This is a genomic window from Pelagibacterium lacus, assembly GCF_003345525.1.
Classification (GTDB): domain Bacteria; phylum Pseudomonadota; class Alphaproteobacteria; order Rhizobiales; family Devosiaceae; genus Pelagibacterium; species Pelagibacterium lacus.
Genome location: NZ_QQNH01000007.1, coordinates 15,007 through 32,261 on the forward strand (window position 1 = coordinate 15,007; position 17,255 = coordinate 32,261).

17 protein-coding genes, 2 tRNA genes, 1 pseudogene and 1 riboswitch are annotated in these 17,255 nt (G+C 63.1%); of the genes and pseudogenes, 14 read left to right on the top strand and 6 right to left on the bottom strand.

Annotated elements, in window-relative coordinates; genetic code table 11:
• Positions 1 to 24 precede the first annotated feature (24 nt).
• The 4 genes and pseudogenes from metE to DVH29_RS06970 all read right to left on the bottom strand — a co-directional run bounded on the left by metE (position 25) and on the right by DVH29_RS06970 (position 4,005).
• Positions 25 to 2,297 (bottom strand): annotated as a pseudogene (gene metE, locus DVH29_RS06955) (5-methyltetrahydropteroyltriglutamate--homocysteine S-methyltransferase).
• Between the two features lie 192 nt (positions 2,298 to 2,489).
• Positions 2,490 to 2,679, bottom strand: a riboswitch (cobalamin riboswitch).
• Between the two features lie 179 nt (positions 2,680 to 2,858).
• Positions 2,859 to 2,933, bottom strand: a tRNA-Asn gene (locus DVH29_RS06960).
• A gap of 60 nt (positions 2,934 to 2,993) precedes the next feature.
• Positions 2,994 to 3,611, bottom strand: coding sequence for a molybdenum cofactor guanylyltransferase (mobA, locus tag DVH29_RS06965; RefSeq protein ID WP_114645451.1), 618 nt, complete (start codon positions 3,609 to 3,611; stop codon positions 2,994 to 2,996).
• A gap of 112 nt (positions 3,612 to 3,723) precedes the next feature.
• Positions 3,724 to 4,005, bottom strand: a complete 282-nt coding sequence (locus DVH29_RS06970; RefSeq protein ID WP_114645452.1) for a hypothetical protein — start codon at positions 4,003 to 4,005, stop codon at positions 3,724 to 3,726.
• Between the two features lie 148 nt (positions 4,006 to 4,153).
• Between DVH29_RS06970 and DVH29_RS06975 the strand changes: the two genes are divergently transcribed.
• The 3 genes from DVH29_RS06975 (at position 4,154) to DVH29_RS16360 (ending at position 5,591) form a co-directional block, all read left to right on the top strand.
• Positions 4,154 to 4,227, top strand: a tRNA-Cys gene (locus DVH29_RS06975).
• A 461-nt stretch (positions 4,228 to 4,688) separates the two neighbouring features.
• The gene (locus DVH29_RS06980) at positions 4,689 to 5,147 is read left to right on the top strand and encodes a GNAT family N-acetyltransferase (RefSeq protein WP_147276025.1); all 459 of its coding nucleotides are present in this window, start codon (positions 4,689 to 4,691) and stop codon (positions 5,145 to 5,147) included.
• 285 nt (positions 5,148 to 5,432) lie between these two features.
• Positions 5,433 to 5,591, top strand: coding sequence for a hypothetical protein (locus DVH29_RS16360; RefSeq protein WP_158541594.1), 159 nt, complete (start codon positions 5,433 to 5,435; stop codon positions 5,589 to 5,591).
• Positions 5,592 to 5,644: 53 nt separating this feature from the next.
• On the opposite strand, the gene DVH29_RS16365 is transcribed toward DVH29_RS16360, so the two are convergent.
• Positions 5,645 to 5,908: a DUF2798 domain-containing protein gene (locus DVH29_RS16365; RefSeq protein WP_158541595.1), complete on the bottom strand. Its 264-nt coding sequence runs from the start codon at positions 5,906 to 5,908 to the stop codon at positions 5,645 to 5,647.
• 286 nt (positions 5,909 to 6,194) lie between these two features.
• Positions 6,195 to 6,797: a helix-turn-helix domain-containing protein gene (locus DVH29_RS06990; RefSeq protein WP_114645455.1), complete on the bottom strand. Its 603-nt coding sequence runs from the start codon at positions 6,795 to 6,797 to the stop codon at positions 6,195 to 6,197.
• Positions 6,798 to 7,162: 365 nt separating this feature from the next.
• Between DVH29_RS06990 and DVH29_RS06995 the strand changes: the two genes are divergently transcribed.
• The 11 genes from DVH29_RS06995 to nuoG all read left to right on the top strand — a co-directional run bounded on the left by DVH29_RS06995 (position 7,163) and on the right by nuoG (position 17,247).
• Positions 7,163 to 7,729 (top strand): outer membrane protein, encoded by a 567-nt coding sequence (locus tag DVH29_RS06995; RefSeq protein ID WP_114645456.1) that lies wholly within the window; start codon positions 7,163 to 7,165, stop codon positions 7,727 to 7,729.
• Positions 7,730 to 7,952: 223 nt separating this feature from the next.
• Positions 7,953 to 8,504, top strand: a complete 552-nt coding sequence (locus DVH29_RS07000) for an outer membrane protein (protein ID WP_114645457.1) — start codon at positions 7,953 to 7,955, stop codon at positions 8,502 to 8,504.
• 197 nt (positions 8,505 to 8,701) lie between these two features.
• The gene (locus tag DVH29_RS07005; protein ID WP_147276026.1) at positions 8,702 to 9,205 is read left to right on the top strand and encodes a hypothetical protein; all 504 of its coding nucleotides are present in this window, start codon (positions 8,702 to 8,704) and stop codon (positions 9,203 to 9,205) included.
• Positions 9,206 to 9,640: 435 nt separating this feature from the next.
• Entirely contained in the window at positions 9,641 to 10,006 is a 366-nt protein-coding gene (locus tag DVH29_RS07010) for an NADH-quinone oxidoreductase subunit A (RefSeq protein WP_114645459.1), read from the top strand.
• Positions 9,997 to 10,575, top strand: a complete 579-nt coding sequence (locus DVH29_RS07015; RefSeq protein ID WP_114645460.1) for a NuoB/complex I 20 kDa subunit family protein — start codon at positions 9,997 to 9,999, stop codon at positions 10,573 to 10,575. The genes DVH29_RS07010 and DVH29_RS07015 overlap by 10 nt, the downstream gene beginning before the upstream one ends.
• A 10-nt stretch (positions 10,576 to 10,585) precedes the next feature.
• A complete protein-coding gene (locus DVH29_RS07020) occupies positions 10,586 to 11,188 on the top strand; it encodes an NADH-quinone oxidoreductase subunit C (RefSeq protein ID WP_114645461.1) in 603 nt (200 codons plus the stop codon).
• The gene (locus DVH29_RS07025; RefSeq protein WP_114645462.1) at positions 11,185 to 12,387 is read left to right on the top strand and encodes an NADH-quinone oxidoreductase subunit D; all 1,203 of its coding nucleotides are present in this window, start codon (positions 11,185 to 11,187) and stop codon (positions 12,385 to 12,387) included. The genes DVH29_RS07020 and DVH29_RS07025 overlap by 4 nt, the downstream gene beginning before the upstream one ends.
• Entirely contained in the window at positions 12,387 to 13,592 is a 1,206-nt protein-coding gene (gene nuoE / locus DVH29_RS07030) for an NADH-quinone oxidoreductase subunit NuoE (protein WP_114645463.1), read from the top strand. The genes DVH29_RS07025 and nuoE overlap by 1 nt, the downstream gene beginning before the upstream one ends.
• Positions 13,593 to 13,604: 12 nt before the next feature.
• Complete coding sequence (nuoF, locus tag DVH29_RS07035; protein ID WP_114645464.1) at positions 13,605 to 14,912, top strand: NADH-quinone oxidoreductase subunit NuoF; 1,308 nt, start codon at positions 13,605 to 13,607, stop codon at positions 14,910 to 14,912.
• A gap of 6 nt (positions 14,913 to 14,918) precedes the next feature.
• Positions 14,919 to 15,149, top strand: a complete 231-nt coding sequence (locus DVH29_RS07040) for a hypothetical protein (RefSeq protein ID WP_114645465.1) — start codon at positions 14,919 to 14,921, stop codon at positions 15,147 to 15,149.
• A gap of 4 nt (positions 15,150 to 15,153) precedes the next feature.
• Positions 15,154 to 17,247 carry an NADH-quinone oxidoreductase subunit NuoG gene (gene nuoG / locus DVH29_RS07045; RefSeq protein WP_114645466.1) on the top strand — a complete coding sequence of 698 codons (2,094 nt, stop codon included), beginning with the start codon at positions 15,154 to 15,156 and terminating at the stop codon, positions 17,245 to 17,247.
• Positions 17,248 to 17,255: the final 8 nt, after the last annotated feature.

A 17,255-nucleotide genomic window follows, 5' to 3' on the forward strand; every position in this document is an offset into this window, starting at 1 on the left:
AGGGGGTAGCCAACGGCTGGAGGATCAGGGGCTTACGGCCCGCAATTGCCGTGCTGCATCCACGAGCTGGACCAGCGACGCCCTGGTCTCCGGCCAGTCGCGGGTCTTGAGGCCGCAATCGGGATTGATCCAGAGGCGCTGGGCAGGAATGGTTTCCAGCGCCTTGTCCAGCAGGGCCCGCATGGCCTGGGTGTCCGGCACCCGGGGCGAGTGGATATCCCAGACGCCGGGGCCGATGGCGTTGGGATAATTGAAGGTGCCGAAGGCTTCGAGCAGCTCCATGTCCGAGCGCGAAGTCTCGATGGAGATCACGTCGGCGTCGAGGGCGGCGATCGCGTCCATGATGTCGTTGAATTCGGCATAGCACATATGGGTGTGGATCTGCGTCCGGTCGGAGACGCCGGCGGCCGAAAGCCTGAAGCAATCGACGGCCCAGGCGAGATAGGCGGCCCAATCGGCCTTGCGCAGCGGCAGGCCCTCGCGCAGGGCCGGCTCGTCGATCTGGATCATGCCGATGCCGGAATTTTCGAGGTCGAGCACCTCGTCGCGGATCGCCAGCGCGATCTGACGGCAGGTTTCGGCGCGCTGCTGGTCGTCGCGCACGAAGCTCCATTGCAGGATGGTGACCGGGCCGGTGAGCATGCCTTTCATGGGTTTGTCGGTCAGCGACTGGGCGTAGGCGGACCATGCCACCGTCATGGGCCGGGGCGGGAGACGTCGCCGAAGATCACCGGCGGCTTGACGCAGCGCGAGCCATAGGACTGCACCCAGCCATTGCGGGTGAAGGCAAACCCCTCCAATTGCTCGCCGAAATATTCCACCATGTCGTTGCGCTCGAACTCGCCATGGACGAGCACGTCGAGGCCCAATTCCTCCTGAATGGCGACGCATTCCCTGGTCTTGTCCTTGAGGAAGGCATCGTAACCGGCGGCATCGAGGTCGCCGCGCTTGCTGGCGGCGCGGGCCTGGCGCACATCCCTGGTCTGGGGGAACGAGCCGATGGTGGTGGTGGGAAAGAGCGGCAGGTTGAACCGCTTCTTCTGAATGGCATCGCGGACCGCAAAAGAGCTGGTGCGCTCGAGCTGGTCGGGGGTGATGGAGGCGACCCGTTCGCGCACATGGGCATTGTGGGTGCGTTCGGAGGCTTTGCGGCTCGCGAGGGCCTTGCTGCTTGCCGTGAAGGCCTCGCGAGCCGCGCCTTCGCCATGTTGAATGGCGAGGGTGAGGGCCTGGACCTCTTCGAGTTTCTGCCGGGAAAAGGCGAGCCAGGATTTCAGTTCCGGATCGAGATCGGTTTCGAAGTCGAGATCGATCGGGGTGTGCAGCAGCGAGCAGGAGGGCGCGATCTGCAGGCGGTCGGGGCCGACAAGGTCCCAGGCGCGGCGCACAAAGGCGAATTTTGCCGCCAGATCAGCGCGCCAGATGTTGCGGCCATCGATCAGCCCCAGCGAGATGTGGGTCGGCTTGTCGCGCAAAGCCGCCAGCACGGGCTCGAACTGTTCCGGCGCGCGCACCAGATCGACATGCAGCCCGGCCACCGGCAGCCCGGCGGCGAGGTCGAGATTGTCGCCAAGCGCACCGAAATAGCTGGTGAGCATGATGCTGGGCGCAATGGGCGCCGGCGTGCGAAGCGAAAATTCCAGCGCCGCCTTCTGCCGCTCGTCCAGATCGAGCACCAGAACGGGTTCGTCGATCTGCACCCATTGGGCGCCGATGGCCTTGAGCGTGGCGAGGATTTCCGCATAGACCGGAAGGACCTTGTCGATCAGCGCTATGGGCGAGACATCGCCCTTGGCCTTGCCCAGCGAGAGCAGGGTGACCGGGCCGAGCAGCACGGGCCGCGTTGCGATGCCGAGCGCCTGAGCCTCGCGGAACTCGTCGATGATCTTGGTCGAGGACAAGCTGAAGGCCTGATCGGGGGCGAATTCAGGGACGATATAGTGATAATTGGTATCGAACCACTTGGTCATCTCCATGGCCGGGGCGGTGTCGGTGCCGCGCGCGCAGGCGAAATAGAGATCGAGCGGATCGCCCCCGCGCAGATCGGCGAAACGCTCGGGAATCACGCCCAAGGCGAGGGCCATGTCGAGGACGTGGTCGTAAAGGGTGAAGTCGTTGGAGGGGATGACATCGATGCCGGCGGCCTGTTGCAGCTGCCAGTGGCGGGCGCGCAATTGCGCGGCGGTCGCCAGAAGGTCGGATTTGGGCGTCGCGTCCTTCCAGCAGGATTCAAGCGCGAATTTGAGCTCGCGATGCGCGCCGATGCGGGGAAAGCCGAGATTGGCGGAAACGGTCATGGATTTGCCTCATGCGGAAACGGGCCGCGCGCCTGGCGTAAGGCGGCGCAGACAGAAACGGGAAATGCGTGGGAAATGAAGGGCCTGCAGTCAGGCCACGCGCATTCGCATGCGGCAATGAGGGCGCGAAAGGAGGGAGCGTGCGTCGATCATCATCATGTCCTCGAACCGATCCACCCCGATCGGCCAAAAGGGAAAACACCATCCACGGTAGGTCTCCTGGCTCGCGGTTCGAACGAGGCGCCCGCCTTCCCGGAACATTCCAGTGGCCTTTGGGCGCCCATCACCGCCTACAGTTGCGGGGGCAGCTCCGGACTGGGGCCAAGACCCTTGCCGGATTCCCTGTTATCCCCTCGCGGGGACCGTGGACGAGGGCAGACTGCCGCAATCGCCGCACCATGTCAACGGGGATATAAAGATATCTTTATGTCTTTTGCGGACGCGTTGCGGCGGCCATGATCATATACGCGGCCACGCGCGCACCGCGCAGAGACTGCGGGTGTGACGCTTGAGCGGGTGAAAATGTTGATTGTGTTGGATGTCCTGCGCTTCAGGCAGGAATGGCTCCCCGGGCCGGATTCGAACCAGCGACCAACCGGTTAACAGCCGGTTGCTCTACCACTGAGCTACCGGGGAACGTGTAGCCTGCTCGGCAGGTGGCGATCATCTAGCCAATTTGACGGCGCTTGCCAACCCCTAATTGCGTCGCCGATCCAGTTCCCGCGCCCGGCTCAGAAGCTCGGGCAGGGTGTTGATGCCGGCAAAGGGATTCAGCGGCGTCAGATTCGCATAATCGAGATGACGGACTCCCAGCGCCTGCTGGATATCGCGCACCCGCGGGCCGCGGGGGGCATGGGGCAGGGCCTCGAGGGCCTGCCGCAGCGCCGCGGGGTTCCACAGCGCGCTGGTGGGGTAATCGCGCCCCTCATAGGCCCCGGTGACGCACCCGATGCCGTCCGCGAGAAGGGCCGCCGCCCGAATCGGGAAATCGGCTGGAAAGAAGGGGGAATCGACCGGCACCGAAACCATGGGCGCCCCGGGGAATTGCACCGTGCACCAGCGCGCGCCGGCCAAAAGCCCGGCGGCCGGCCCCTGCACGGCGGCGGGGTCGTCGGGAAGGTTGGGGAGATCGGCGGCAAACAGGGCGTCGGCGCCGGTGGAGACGATCACCGCCGCGCAGCCCGGTTCGAGGATGGCCCGAACCCGATCGAGAAGGGCAATGTTGCCGAGGCGCAGCTGATCCTTGCGCACGCGCCCCAGGCGCCGGCCCGCGCCGCCCGCGAGGATGAGGCCGATCGGTCGGGGCGCGTTCATCGGGTAGCCATGGGATGGCCGAGGCGGGATGGAAACGTCGAATCGTGCATCAATCCCCCGGGCGCTGCGCGCCGATGAAAAAGGGAGGCAGCCGTGACTGCCCCCCTTCGGGCTATTTCGCCACCATCTTGTTCTTGATGAAGCCGACGATCACTTGAAGAACGACGCCACCGACGCCGCCGCCGACCAGTTGAGCGGCCAGCGCGCCGATATCGCCACTCCCGGCCGCGCCGCCCAGCAGCGCTCCGGTGATGCCGCCGCCGCCGAGCCCGCCGATTGCGCCGACAATGGCGTTGACGACGGTGCCCATATCGGCGTCCTTGATGGCCTTGCCGGAACCGGCGCCCCCCGCCGCCCCGCCGATAAGTTGTGCGATTATTGCCGTGATATCCATGGGCATCCCCTCCTTGTTGAGTCCCGGAAGCAAGAATAGCTCATCGCGCGGGCTTCGTCAGTATCGTGCTTGAAGCGGCGGAACGGCTGTCTGCGCGCAAAACGATCCCTTGACAGAAGAGGCCGAACCTAGGAGAAACCGCGCCAGAGGCGTCGTGGCGGAGTGGTTACGCAGCGGATTGCAAATCCGTGTATACCGGTTCGATTCCGGTCGACGCCTCCATCGAATTTGCCTTTGATATCAAAGGTTAGGGCTTCATCAGTGTTCTGGTGAAGCCTTTTTCTTGTCACGAGTGGGCGCAACGCGCATCGACGCGACAAAAAATGGATCAAGGTCTCGGCCCCTAATCTCTCCTGACGCCAGAGCAGATAGAGGAAGGTCTTCTCGCCTCGCCCGCTCTTTTTCGCGCCAAGGCGTTGGTCGAAAACCGGAACAAATAAAAATCCTCATCCCGAAGAGCAGCCGGTATCCAAACCACGGCCTTCAGATCGAAGGGCTGAGCGCGGTCGAGACATCGCACGTATATACGATCGAACGTGGCCAGGTCCGCACTATTCAGACCGACCAGGATATCCTCGACCTGCCAGCCGCTAGCGGCCTGTCTATGGGGACCTTCGACTAACTGGCCCACATGACGCCGCCGCGATATCACCGACAAACAGAAACGGCCGGAGAGGGCAGGTGTGGCGGGCAATCCAAGTGTCGTCGTCGACAAGATTTTGAACAGCGCGTGGGCCGATCACTTGTTCAGCGTAATGAAAACGGCTGAACGCGAAGGGCAGTTCAGCGCGCATTCGATTTATCCCGGCCGCACCCGAGCGCTGCTTGCTTTCTCCGGCCAGGGGAGAGATCCTGCGGATCTTGTCGGGTTCCTGACCTACATTTTGGGGGAGGATGACATTCCCCCCGCATTCATGGTGAATGTTCTCTACGTTCTTCCCGAACACCGCCGAAAGGGCGTCGCCGAGCAGCTAATGCGATCTGCGATAGCTATGGCCGTGAACGTGAGAAGTAGCGATTTCAGCCTACACGTGAAGCAAGATAACTCGCCAATGAGGGGGTTGCTGAAGAAGATGAACCAGAACCTCAATGCGCAACCGTTCAGGTACAATCTAGCGGTAGTTCCAAAGTACGCCGCTTGAATCCTGTATCAGAGGAGCTGACAGAGGTCGAGAAGCAACCAAACTTTTCCTGCTAGCACTGAGAGAATAAAGAGAACGCATGCGCTGCCCGCTTTCGAGCGGGCTTTTTCATGTCAGTCACGTTCGGGGCGGATGCTGCTGGAAATGAATGGCCCGGCCAGGAGGTGGAAACTCCGACCGGGCCAAATCCCCTGATCGGCGAGACCAAGGAATGCCGACAGCGATAGGCTAGGTGGCCCAAAGAGGCAAGGGTGTTAATTCGAGGAGCAATCGCAGGAGAAGGTGATGATCTGGTGGATCGTAGCCGCATACTTCGCTGTGGCCCTCGTCGTGTTCATCAGCTTTGCCTGCTGGGCCGAGCCGCTGGACGGTCGCGTGTGGCTGATTGTGTTTTTGGCGGCGCTGTTCTCGCCCATTGCTGGGCTAATGATTGCGTTCGGGTGAGCCATGTTCACGCTCGATTGGAAGCTGCAGGCAGACAGGCGAACCCCGGGCTCTCATCCTCGGTGAGGCGGCGCAATTTTGAAAGCGATCTTGAAGGCGATCGGGTTAATGATGCGGGTATAAATGAAGGCAATGGGCCAGGCGATGAGGAATGTCTGCAGCCACAGCCCTCCAAACTCCCAGCCAAGGCTGATGAACCCGAGCGTGCCGGACATGGCGAGAGCCATCATGAAAGTCATGGCGATCTGAAGAACGAGGGTGGTCTTTTTCGGCAAGGCGGCCTCCATGGCGCGAAGGCTGGCGGACACCACGTCCACGCCAGCACCATCCGCGCAAATTGCGATTGGTGCCGATGGGACGCGAGAGCGACGAGTACCAAAGCTGGAGCTATGGCGCCGGGATACCAACCGGCCACCTCTTATCGGCTTGGCGCTAAGTAGCTGTGAATCTCTCGCTAAGCGCAACAGGCCGATTGGAATGTCAGCCATGCGAAAATTTAAGTATGCATAGAGCGCAAATTACTATCGAGCGATGTTTCGTTCGCAGCGGTTGCCTTTATTTACCGATCGCCAGCCAACGATGAAGATCGCAACCGACACGATTCTATTGGGCGACCGGCTCGGGGCCGGAGCGGAACATGGTCAGCGTGCCCGACCACATCAGCTTGACCGGATCGGCGCTTTCGTTCGACCAGCTATGGCTGCGATTGCCGCGGAAATGGAAACTGTCGCCGGCGCCCAGCACGGTGACCTCGTCCTCGATGCGCACGGTCAGCCGGCCTTCGAGCACATAGACGATCTCCTCGCCCTCGTGATGGGCGGTCTCCGAGCGATAGCCGGGACCGATGGTGATGAGGAAGGCGGAGAGCACGCTGCCGGGAAACTCCGCATGCAGCCGCTCATAGGACACCGACGAGCGGTCCACCGAAAACCGCATGCGCCGGCCGGCGCGGGTCAGCGCATCCTGGGCCCTGGGCGCGGCGATGAAATAATCCACCCCCACATCGAGGGCGCGCGCAATGGCGGTCAGGGTGCTCAGCGAAGGCGAGGCCTGGTCCCGCTCGACCTGGCTGAGATAGCCCACCGAAACGCCGGAAAGATCGCCCAGCGACTGCAGGGTCAGCCGCAGATTGTGCCGCCGTGCCCGAATCAACGCGCCCACTTTGGCCTCATCGAGAGACTCTGCCATCGTGTCCGCATCACCCATGGCCGGTCCCCTTTGCCGCTCTGCCAAGGGGGCGAGTTTATCCAGTCCGTTTTCAATCTCCAACCCCGCTGTGAAGGCTCGGGAACGGCTTTGCTTCGGTTTGGAATTCGATAGAATTTACCATGGCTTAACCATGATTGCGTGGCATTTGAGCAACATATTTCCCTTGCCGCATTCCTGCCACTTGCCGGCCCCACTTCGTCCGCAGTCGGAACCGATTGTCCGGCTCATCGCATCGGTATCGTTCCGTCCGACACGCGTTGTGGCAGCAGGGCAACACTCCCGGCCCTGGCTGCGTAGCGGCCCGGAACCGATGCACACCGGCATCCATTTGTTGCACACCAGCCGGTAAAAAGGAGAATACGATGAAAACCCTCAAGACGCTGGCCCTTGCCGCCGCCGTTTCCACTGCCGCCGCCGGTGGTGCCCTCGCTGCCGACGCCATTGGCGTCCCCGCTCCCATCATTCCGCCTGCTCCCGTCGTCGACATGGGCAGCGGCTTCGACTGGAACGGCTTTTATGCCGGTATCAGCGGTGGCGTGCAGAACGAAACCGTGCCGGGCGACACCAGCTGGGCCCTCGGCGCCCAGGCCGGTGTGAACAGCCAGTTCGACTTCTTCCTGGTCGGTGCTGAAGTCTCCATCGAAGGCGTCTTCGATGATCCCGACACCTATGCCTACGGTTCGGCTCTGGCCCGTGGCGGTGTTCTCGTGACCGACGAACTGCTCGCCTATGGCGCCATCGGCTACGGCACGGACTTTGATGCGGCCACCGGCCCGGGCGACCACGTCCTCGCTGGCGGCGGTCTCGAATTCGCGGCCACCGACGACGTCTCGGTCCGCGGCCAGTACCTCTATGGTTGGGAACAGAGCGGCGCCGCCGGTGCCAGCGACGTTCACAAGTTCACCATCGGCGCGAACTTCCACTTCTGATCGCGCCCGGCGAATTTGCCTTCGGGGCGGCTTCCCAACCGGGGAGCCGCCCTTTTCGCGTATGGGTTTCCAAGGGTTAGGCGATAAACCTGTGTTCCAAAAGTCACACGGGATGCCCATTTAAGGCAGCATTGTGCAATTATGGCGAGGAGGGGATTGGAATCGGTCGAGACTTGGGCAATATGGATTCCAAGCTAACCCCCCGCGCATTTGAGGTGCTGTTATGAACTTCCTGAAGACCACTCTTCTCGCTGCCGCCGCAACGGTGGCCGTCGCGTCCGCCGCCCAGGCCGCCGACCCGATCATGCCCGTGCCGGTCACCCCGGTCGCTCCGGCTCCGTCCATCTTCGATTGGAACGGCCTCTATGCCGGTGTCCGCGTCGGCGTCGAAAACAACACCGCCACCACCGACAGCTATGGCCTCGTGGGTCTCGAAATCGGTGCCAACGCCGCTTTCGACATGTTCGTCCTCGGTGGCGAGCTGGCCGTCGACTATCTCTTCGCGACCTCTGACTTCGCCTATGTCGAAGGCACCGTCCGCGCCGGTGTGGCCCTGGCCCCCCAAGTGCTGCTCTACGGCACCGTCGGTTACGGTTCGGACCTCGACAGCGTTGGTTCGGGCGATCACATCCTGGCCGGTCTCGGCGCCGAATTCGCCGTTGCCGACAGCGTGTCGCTGGACGCCCGCTATGTCCATGGCTGGGAGCAGGGCAGCGGTTCGGTCAACGCCGGCGACATCCACAAGTTCACCATCGGCGCGAACTTCCACTTCTAAGATCGGACTTCGGCCAATCGGGGGTGCGGCCGAATTTGAACGATCTCAAGGGCGGCTCCGCATTGCGGGGCCGCTTTTTTATGCGCCGCCGATGGGCGCAATTTTAGTAAAGTCTTATCCACGTTGGTAAGCTTCGCTTGAGCTCGCACGGCTTGGGCCAATAATGGGCGTCAATTAACCTTAATGGAGTGACGTTCATGTGGGCAGCTACGCGCATCGCGGCAGTCGTCGTCGCGGCCGCAGGCTTGACGTTCCCGGCGGCCGCCCAGGATTATGGGCCATATGGCTATGGCGGCACGGGCTATGGGTTCGACTGGAACGGGTTTTACGCCGGCGTCTATGGCGGCGGCGTTCCGCTCGGGACGACATCGGCCAGTGCGGGCATCTTCACCGGCGTCAATGTCGCCATCGACAGCGCGGTGTTCGGCGTCGAAGCCCAGCTCGGGGCGGACTTTGCGGCGTCCCCCAGCCTCGATGCCCTGATCCTGGGCAAGGGCGGCATGTCGTTCGGGCAGGCGCTGGCTTACGCGACGGCCGGTACGGGCCTCGTCTCGGGGTCCATGGGCTACGCCTTGGGCGGCGGTGTCGAATACGGCATGACCGACTATCTCACCGTGCGCGGCGAAGCCCTGGGCACCGGCAAATGGGGGGCAGGGATGAACGATCTGAGGCTGGCCGCCGGCCTTGCCCTGCACCTCTAGAGTGTTTCCAGGATAAGTGGGCACCACTTATCCGGTTCGGAAACGCGACAAAACAAGGACTTCGGGCAAAAGTGAACACCGCTCGGAGGCGCGGCGCGCATCCGGACCGTCGCTTCTGATTCCATTGTGACGGCAGCGCCCGCCGGCGGGCCGGGATCACGGGCATGTGTTGTGGCGAAAGAGAGCAGGGGCCGGGTGCGTATCGGTGCGCGCCAGGCCCCTTTTTCGTCGAAATCGGCGCGGATAACTGGTGGTTGTTCGATATCCTGGGAGCAGGTCGCAGACAGCCTGCTTACCTGAGCGGATCAGTCATGTTTATGCCCCCTTGAAACCACGGGGGGGCTGGTTTAAGCCCTGTCCCGACTCTTGGACCCGCGCCTCGCCGCGAGTCCTCTCGCCCGGCAACCATCGGGCCGAACAAGGCATGGCTGTCTTATGAACCAACTGCTCAGCGACTATCTGCCCATTCTGATTTTTGTCGGTCTGGCCGGTGTGATCGGCCTGGCGCTGCTCGTCGCTCCCTTCCTCATCGCCATCCGGCGTCCCGATCCTGAAAAAGTCTCGGCATTCGAATGCGGGTTCGAGCCCTTCGAGGATTCGCGGATGAAGTTCGACGTCAGATTCTATCTGGTGGCGATCCTCTTCATCATTTTCGATCTGGAAGTGGCCTTCCTGTTCCCCTGGGCCGTGGCGTTCGGGGAGCTGGGTTGGTACGGCTTCTGGTCCATGACGGTGTTTCTGGGCATCCTCACCATCGGCTTCATCTATGAATGGCGTAAGGGAGCACTCGAATGGGATTGAGTCAGTCTGGCCCTCTCGTCGCCCCTGCACCAGTGGGCGCCGTCGATTCCGCGACCGGCTTGCCGATCGGCGCCACCGACCCGTATTTCGTCGACGTCAACAACCAGCTTGCCGACAAGGGTTTTCTGGTCACGGCGACCGACGAGCTTATCAACTGGGCCCGCACGGGGTCCCTGATGTGGATGCAGACCGGTCTGGCCTGCTGCGCCGTCGAGATGATGCAGATGTCGATGCCGCGCTATGACATCGAGCGCTTCGGAACCGCGCCGCGTGCCTCCCCGCGGACGTCCGACGTCCTGATCGTCGCCGGCACGCTGACCAACAAGATGGCCCCGGCATTGCGCAAGGTTTACGATCAGATGCCGGAACCGCGCTACGTCATTTCCATGGGCAGCTGTGCCAATGGAGGCGGTTACTATCACTATTCCTATTCCGTGGTGCGTGGTTGCGACCGCATCTTGCCGGTCGATGTCTATGTGCCCGGCTGCCCGCCGACCGCCGAAGCGCTTCTGTACGGCATCCTGCTCCTGCAGAAGAAAATCCGGCGAACCGGCACCATCGAGCGATAAGGCCCAAGAGATGGACAACGCTCTTTCCGAACTCGGCGAGTATATTGCGCTCAAGCTGGGTGAAGCGGTCGACGGGTTCAACGTCGCCTATGGCGAATTGACTCTCGATGCCAAGCCTGATGCGATCGTCAATGTCATGCGCGTATTGCGGGACGATCCCCGCTGTCAGTTCGTATGCTTCATCGATGCATGTGGCGTGGACTATCCCGACAGGGCACAGCGCTTCGACATTGTCTACCACCTGCTCAGCCCCACCCAGAACACGCGTATTCGCGTGCGCATCGTAACCGATGAAATGACGCCGGTACCCTCGATCTGCGGCGTCTTCTCCGGCGCGGACTGGTTCGAGCGCGAGGCGTATGACCTTTATGGAATCCTGTTCTCCGGTCATCCTGATCTGCGCCGTATCCTCACCGATTACGGTTTTGACGGCCATCCGCTGCGCAAGGATTTCCCGCTGACGGGCTTTGTCGAAGTCCGTTACGACAATGAGCGGCAGCGCGTGGTCTACGAGCCGGTCCAACTCGCTCAGGAGTTCCGGAATTTCGATTATCTCTCGCCCTGGGAAGGCACGGACTATGTGTTGCCGGGCGATGAAAAGGCCAAGCAATGACGCAAGCTGTTTCTGAAGTCGACGTCAGGACCTTCACAGTCAATTTTGGTCCTGTGCACCCTTCGGCGCACGGGGTTCTGCGTCTGGTGCTCGAACTCGACGGCGAGATCGTCGAGCGCGTCGACCCCCATATCGGACTGCTGCACCGCGGCACCGAAAAGCTGATCGAGCATAAGACATACCTCCAGGCGGTGCCTTATTTCGACCGGCTCGATTATGTCGCTCCGATGAATCAGGAACATGCCTTCGCGCTCGCCGTCGAAAAGCTGTTGGGCATCACCGTTCCCATGCGCGGCCAGTTGATCCGCGTGCTGTTCTCCGAAATCGGGCGCATTTCCAACCACATTCTCAACGTCACGACCCAGGCCATGGACATCGGTGCGTTGACGCCGCCGCTCTGGGGGCTGGAGCAGCGCGAAAGCCTCATGATATTTTATGAGCGCGCATCGGGCTCGCGCATGCACGCGGCCTATTTCCGTCCCGGCGGCGTGCATCAGGACCTGCCGCAGGATATGATCGACGACATCGGCACGTTTTGCGGCACGTTTCTCAAGGCACTCGACGATATCGATGCGCTGCTGACCGAAAATCGCATCTTCAAACAGCGCAATGCCGATATCGGGGTCGTGACTGCCGACGAGGTTTGGGCGCGCGGTTTCTCCGGCGTCATGGTGCGCGGTTCGGGCATTGCGTGGGATCTGCGCAAGAGCCAGCCCTATGAGTGCTATGACCGTTTCGATTTCGACATTCCGGTCGGCAAGCACGGCGATTGCTATGACCGCTATCTCGTGCGCATGGAAGAGATGCGCCAGTCGGTTCACATCATCCGCCAGTGCATCGATCTGCTCAATTCGCCGGAGGGCAAGGGCCCGGTTTCGACAACCGACGGCAAGATCGCGCCGCCCAGGCGAGCCGAAATGAAGCGCTCGATGGAAGCGCTGATCCATCATTTCAAGCTCTACACCGAGGGCTATCGCGTGCCGGCGGGTGAAGTTTACGCCGCGGTCGAAGCGCCCAAGGGCGAGTTCGGCGTCTATCTGGTATCGGACGGCAGCAACAAGCCGTATCGCTGCAAGATACGCGCGCCAGGTTTCGCGCACCTCCAGGCCATGGATGTGCTCACTCGGGGGCATATGCTGGCCGACGTGGCCGCTATTCTTGGCTCCCTCGACATCGTGTTCGGAGAGGTTGATCGCTGATGAGCGTGCGTCGCCTTGCAGATGAGAGCGTCCAACCCGCCAGCTTCGCGTTTTCCGAGGAGAACGCGGCCTGGGCGGAAAAGCGCATCGCCATGTATCCAGAAGGCCGCCAGCAATCGGCGGTCATCCCGCTGCTGATGCGGGCGCAGGAGCAGGATGGCTGGGTATCGCGGGCGACGATCGAGTCGGTCGCCGACATGCTCGGCATGCCCTATATCCGCGTTCTGGAAGTGGCGACCTTCTACAGCCAGTTCCAGCTCCAGCCGGTAGGAACGCGCGCCCATATCCAGGTCTGCGGCACGACCCCCTGCATGCTGCGCGGGGCCGAGGACATCCGCGCCGTGTGTCAGAAGCACATCCACCCCGAGCCCCATCACCTCAATGAAGAGGGGACGATGAGCTGGGAGGAGGTCGAATGCGCCGGCGCCTGCGTCAACGCCCCCATGGTGACCATCGGCTTCGACACCTATGAAGACCTGACCCCGCAGCGCTTCGAGGAAATCCTTGTCGCCTTCCGCGACGGCAAGGGCGACACCATCGCGCCCGGCCCGCAGAACGGGCGGCGCTTCTCGGCCCCGGTCGAAGGCCGGACGACGCTGCTCGAAGACCCCAGGCCGCGCCACGCCGCCCCCGAGAGCGGCCCGGTGGAGGGCGATGCCGATGCGACTGCGCCCGGCCGCAAGCGCGAGGTGACCGAAGAGGCTGCCCCCGCCATCAAGGGGCCCTCGGAAGACGGCAAGGTTTCGCAGGCCGAGGCGGAAGCCGAGCACCGCAAGGCGGCCGGACCTGCCACGCGCAAGCCGTCGCAAGCCGGACGGGAAGGGGCCACCGGCGCGGAATCGCCCGCGATCGAAAAGACCGCCAGCAAGACCGGCGAGAAGACCAAGACCACCGGCCGCAGCGCTGATGAGATCCGGACGCCCGAGGCCGGCGACGCGCCCATGTTCGCGCGGCCGGAGGGCGTGCCCGACGATCTCAAGCTCATTTCCGGGATCGGGCCGGGGATCGAGGCCAAGCTCAACGCCCTGGGCATCACGCAATACGCCCAGATCGCTGGCCTTTCCGCCACGGACCGGGAACGGGTCGAGGCCGTGCTCAATTTCAGGGGCCGCATGGACCGCGACAACTGGGCCGGCCAGGCCAAGGCGCTCGCCGAGGGCGGGGTCGATGGATATGTCCGCGTCTTCGGCAAGAAGCCGCGATAGGGGATTTGAACGATGCTGAGCGATCAAGACCGCATTTTCACAAATCTCTACGGCCAGAACGATTGGGGCCTCGAAGGAGCGCGCAAGCGCGGCTCCTGGCACGGCACCAAGGACTTGCTCGACAAGGGACGGGACTGGCTGACCAATGAGGTCAAGGCCTCCGGCCTGCGCGGGCGTGGCGGCGCGGGCTTCTCGACCGGCCTCAAATGGTCGTTCATGCCCAAGGTCAATGACGGGCGTCCGCATTATCTCGTGGTCAACGCCGACGAATCCGAGCCGGGCACCTGCAAGGACCGCGAAATCCTGCGGCACGATCCCCATCACCTGATCGAGGGGTGCCTGATCGCCGGGCGCGCCATGGATGCCCATGCCGCCTATATCTATGTGCGCGGCGAATTCATGCGCGAGCGCCACCGGCTCGAAGCCGCCGTGCAGCAGGCCTATGACGCGCGGCTGATCGGCAAGAACAATATCCATGGCTGGGATTTCGACGTCATCGTCCACCATGGGGCCGGCGCCTATATCTGCGGCGAGGAAACCGCCCTGCTGGAATCGCTCGAGGGCAAGAAGGGCCAGCCCCGCCTCAAGCCGCCGTTCCCGGCCGGCATGGGCCTTTATGGCTGCCCGACCACGGTCAACAATGTCGAATCCATCGCCGTGGTGCCGGAAATCCTGCGGCGCGGCGCGGCCTGGTTCGCCGGCCTCGGGCGGGAGAACAACACCGGCACCAAGCTGTTCTGCGTTTCCGGACACGTCAACCAGCCCGCGACCTTCGAGGAAGAGATGGGCACGCCCTTCGAGACGCTGATCGAAAAGCATTGCGGCGGCATTCGCGGCGGCTGGGACAATCTGCTCGCGGTGATCCCGGGCGGTTCCTCGGTCCCTTGCGTCCCCGGCGAGACCATCCGCTCGGCGCATATGGATTTCGACGGCCTGCGCGAAGTGGGCTCCTCGCTGGGCACGGCGGCGGTGATTGTCATGGACAAGTCCACCGACATCATCAAGGCCATCTGGCGCCTGTCGGCCTTCTACAAGCACGAAAGCTGCGGCCAGTGCACGCCCTGCCGCGAAGGCACCGGCTGGATGATGCGGGTGATGGAGCGCATGGTGCGCGGCGAAGCGCAAAAGCGCGAGATCGACATGCTGTTCGCCGTGACCAAGCAGGTCGAAGGGCACACCATCTGCGCGCTCGGCGACGCGGCGGCCTGGCCGATCCAGGGCCTGATCAAGAATTTCCGCCACGTGATCGAAGAGCGGATCGACGCTTATACCTACAAGTCCACCTCGGACGGCGCCGTGCCGTCCGTCGCGGCGGAGTGAGGCGACATGGCCGACGAACCTCAGAACCTTGTTCTGGAAATGCTGCGACGCATCGATGATCGGTTGACGCGAATCGACCAGCGGCTCGATCACATCGAGTTCGATATGCATGAGATAAAGGTACGTATGACCGCTCAGGAAGAGCGCATGAGCAGTCTCGACCGCCGCATGGACAGATTGGAAGACCGGATAGCTCGGATCGAGAAGCGTATCGATCTGGTGGGAGCCGGGGAGTAAACCGATGGCGCAAATCAAGGTCGATGGCGAGCTGATCGAAGTTCCCGATCACTTCACGCTGATGCAGGCCGCCGAGGCGGCGGGCGCGGAAATCCCGCGCTTCTGCTATCATGAGCGTCTGTCGGTGGCGGGCAATTGCCGCATGTGCCTCGTCGAGGTGAAGGGCGGGCCTCCAAAGCCCCAGGCGAGCTGCGCCATGAGCGTGCGCGACCTGCGCCCCGGCCCCAATGGCGAGCCGCCGGAAATGTTCACCAACACGCCCATGGTCAAGAAGGCCCGCGAAGGCGTGATGGAATTCCTGCTGATCAACCATCCGCTCGATTGCCCCATCTGCGACCAGGGCGGCGAATGCGACCTGCAGGACCAGGCCATGGCCTATGGTGTCGACAGCTCGCGCTTCTGGGAGAACAAGCGCGCCGTCGAGGACAAGTATATGGGGCCGCTGGTCAAGACGGTGATGACCCGCTGCATCCAATGCACCCGCTGCGTGCGCTTCATCACAGAAGTGGGGGGCACTGCCGAGCTCGGCGCCACCGGGCGCGGCGAGGACATGGAGATCACCACCTATCTCGAAAAGGCGCTGACCAGCGAATTGCAGGGCAACGTCATCGATTTGTGTCCGGTTGGGGCGCTGACCTCCAAGCCCTATGCCTTCCAGGCGCGCCCGTGGGAGTTGAACAAGACCGAATCCATCGACGTCATGGACGCCATCGGCTCCAATATCCGCGTCGACGCGCGCGGCAAGGAAGTCATGCGCATCCTGCCGCGCATCCATGAAGGCGTGAACGAGGAATGGATTTCCGACAAGACGCGCTTCGTCTGGGACGGGCTGCGCACCCAGCGCCTCGACCGCCCCTATGTCCGCAAGGGCCGGAAGCTGCAGGCCGTCAATTGGGGTGAGGCCTTCGCCGCCATCGCGGCGCTGCTCAAGGATGCCGACCCCAAGCGTATCGGCGCCATTGCCGGCGATCTGGCGGGGGTCGAGGAGCTCTATGCGCTCAAGGCCCTGATGACCGGGCTCGGCTCGCCCAATATCGACGCGCGTCCGGCCGGTTCGGCGCTGGACCCGAAAAAGGGCAGGGCATCCTATCTCTTCAACCCGACCATTGCGGGCATCGAACAGGCCGACGCCATCCTCATCATTGGCGCCAATCCGCGCCGGGAAGCGAGTGTGCTCAACGCCCGCATCCGCAAGGCCTGGCGCGCCGGCGATGTCGCCATCGGCCTTGTCGGGGAAGCGGCGGACCTGACATATGATTACGCTTATCTTGGCGCCGGCATCGATACGCTGGTCGATCTCGCTGCGGGCCGCAACGATTTCGCCAAAGTGCTGGCCGCGGCCGAGCGCCCGATGATCATCCTCGGCGAAGGCGCGGTGACCGGCGCTTCGGCCAAGGACGTGCTGGCGCTGGCCGCACAGGTCGCGGTTTCGGCCGGTGCGCTGGCCGAGGGCTGGAACGGCTTTGCCGTGCTGCACAATGGCGCGTCCCGCGTCGGTGCGCTCGATATCGGCTTCGTCCCCGGACGCGGCGGGCTGGACACCGCCGGCATGATCAAGGCGGCCGGTTCGGGCAAGCTCGACGTGCTGTTCGTGCTCGGCGCCGACGAGATCGAGATGGCCGGACTGGGCGATACTCAGGTCATCTATATCGGCAGCCATGGCGACCGCGGCGCCCATCGCGCCGACGTCATCCTGCCCGGCGCCGCCTATACGGAAAAGTCCGCCACTTACGTCAATACCGAGGGCCGGGTGCAGATGACCAACCGGGCGGTGTTCCCTCCCGGCGAGGCCAAGGAAGACTGGGCGATTTTCCGGGCGCTGTCGGGGGTGCTGGGCGCGGCTTTGCCCTTCGATTCCCTCAGTGGCTTGCGCGCCGAGCTCTATGGGCGCCATCCGCATCTGTCGCGGATCGATGCCATCGAGCCCGGCAAGGCCGCCGACATCAGGGCCCTGGCCGGCGATACGGCGCCCAAGGCCTCCTACGGGCTCGTCTCCCCGGTCGCCGATTTCTATCTCACCAACCCGATCGCGCGCGCCTCGGCCGTCATGGCCGAATGTTCGCAGATGATGTCGGGACTCAAAGAGGCCGCAGAGTAAGGCAGCGA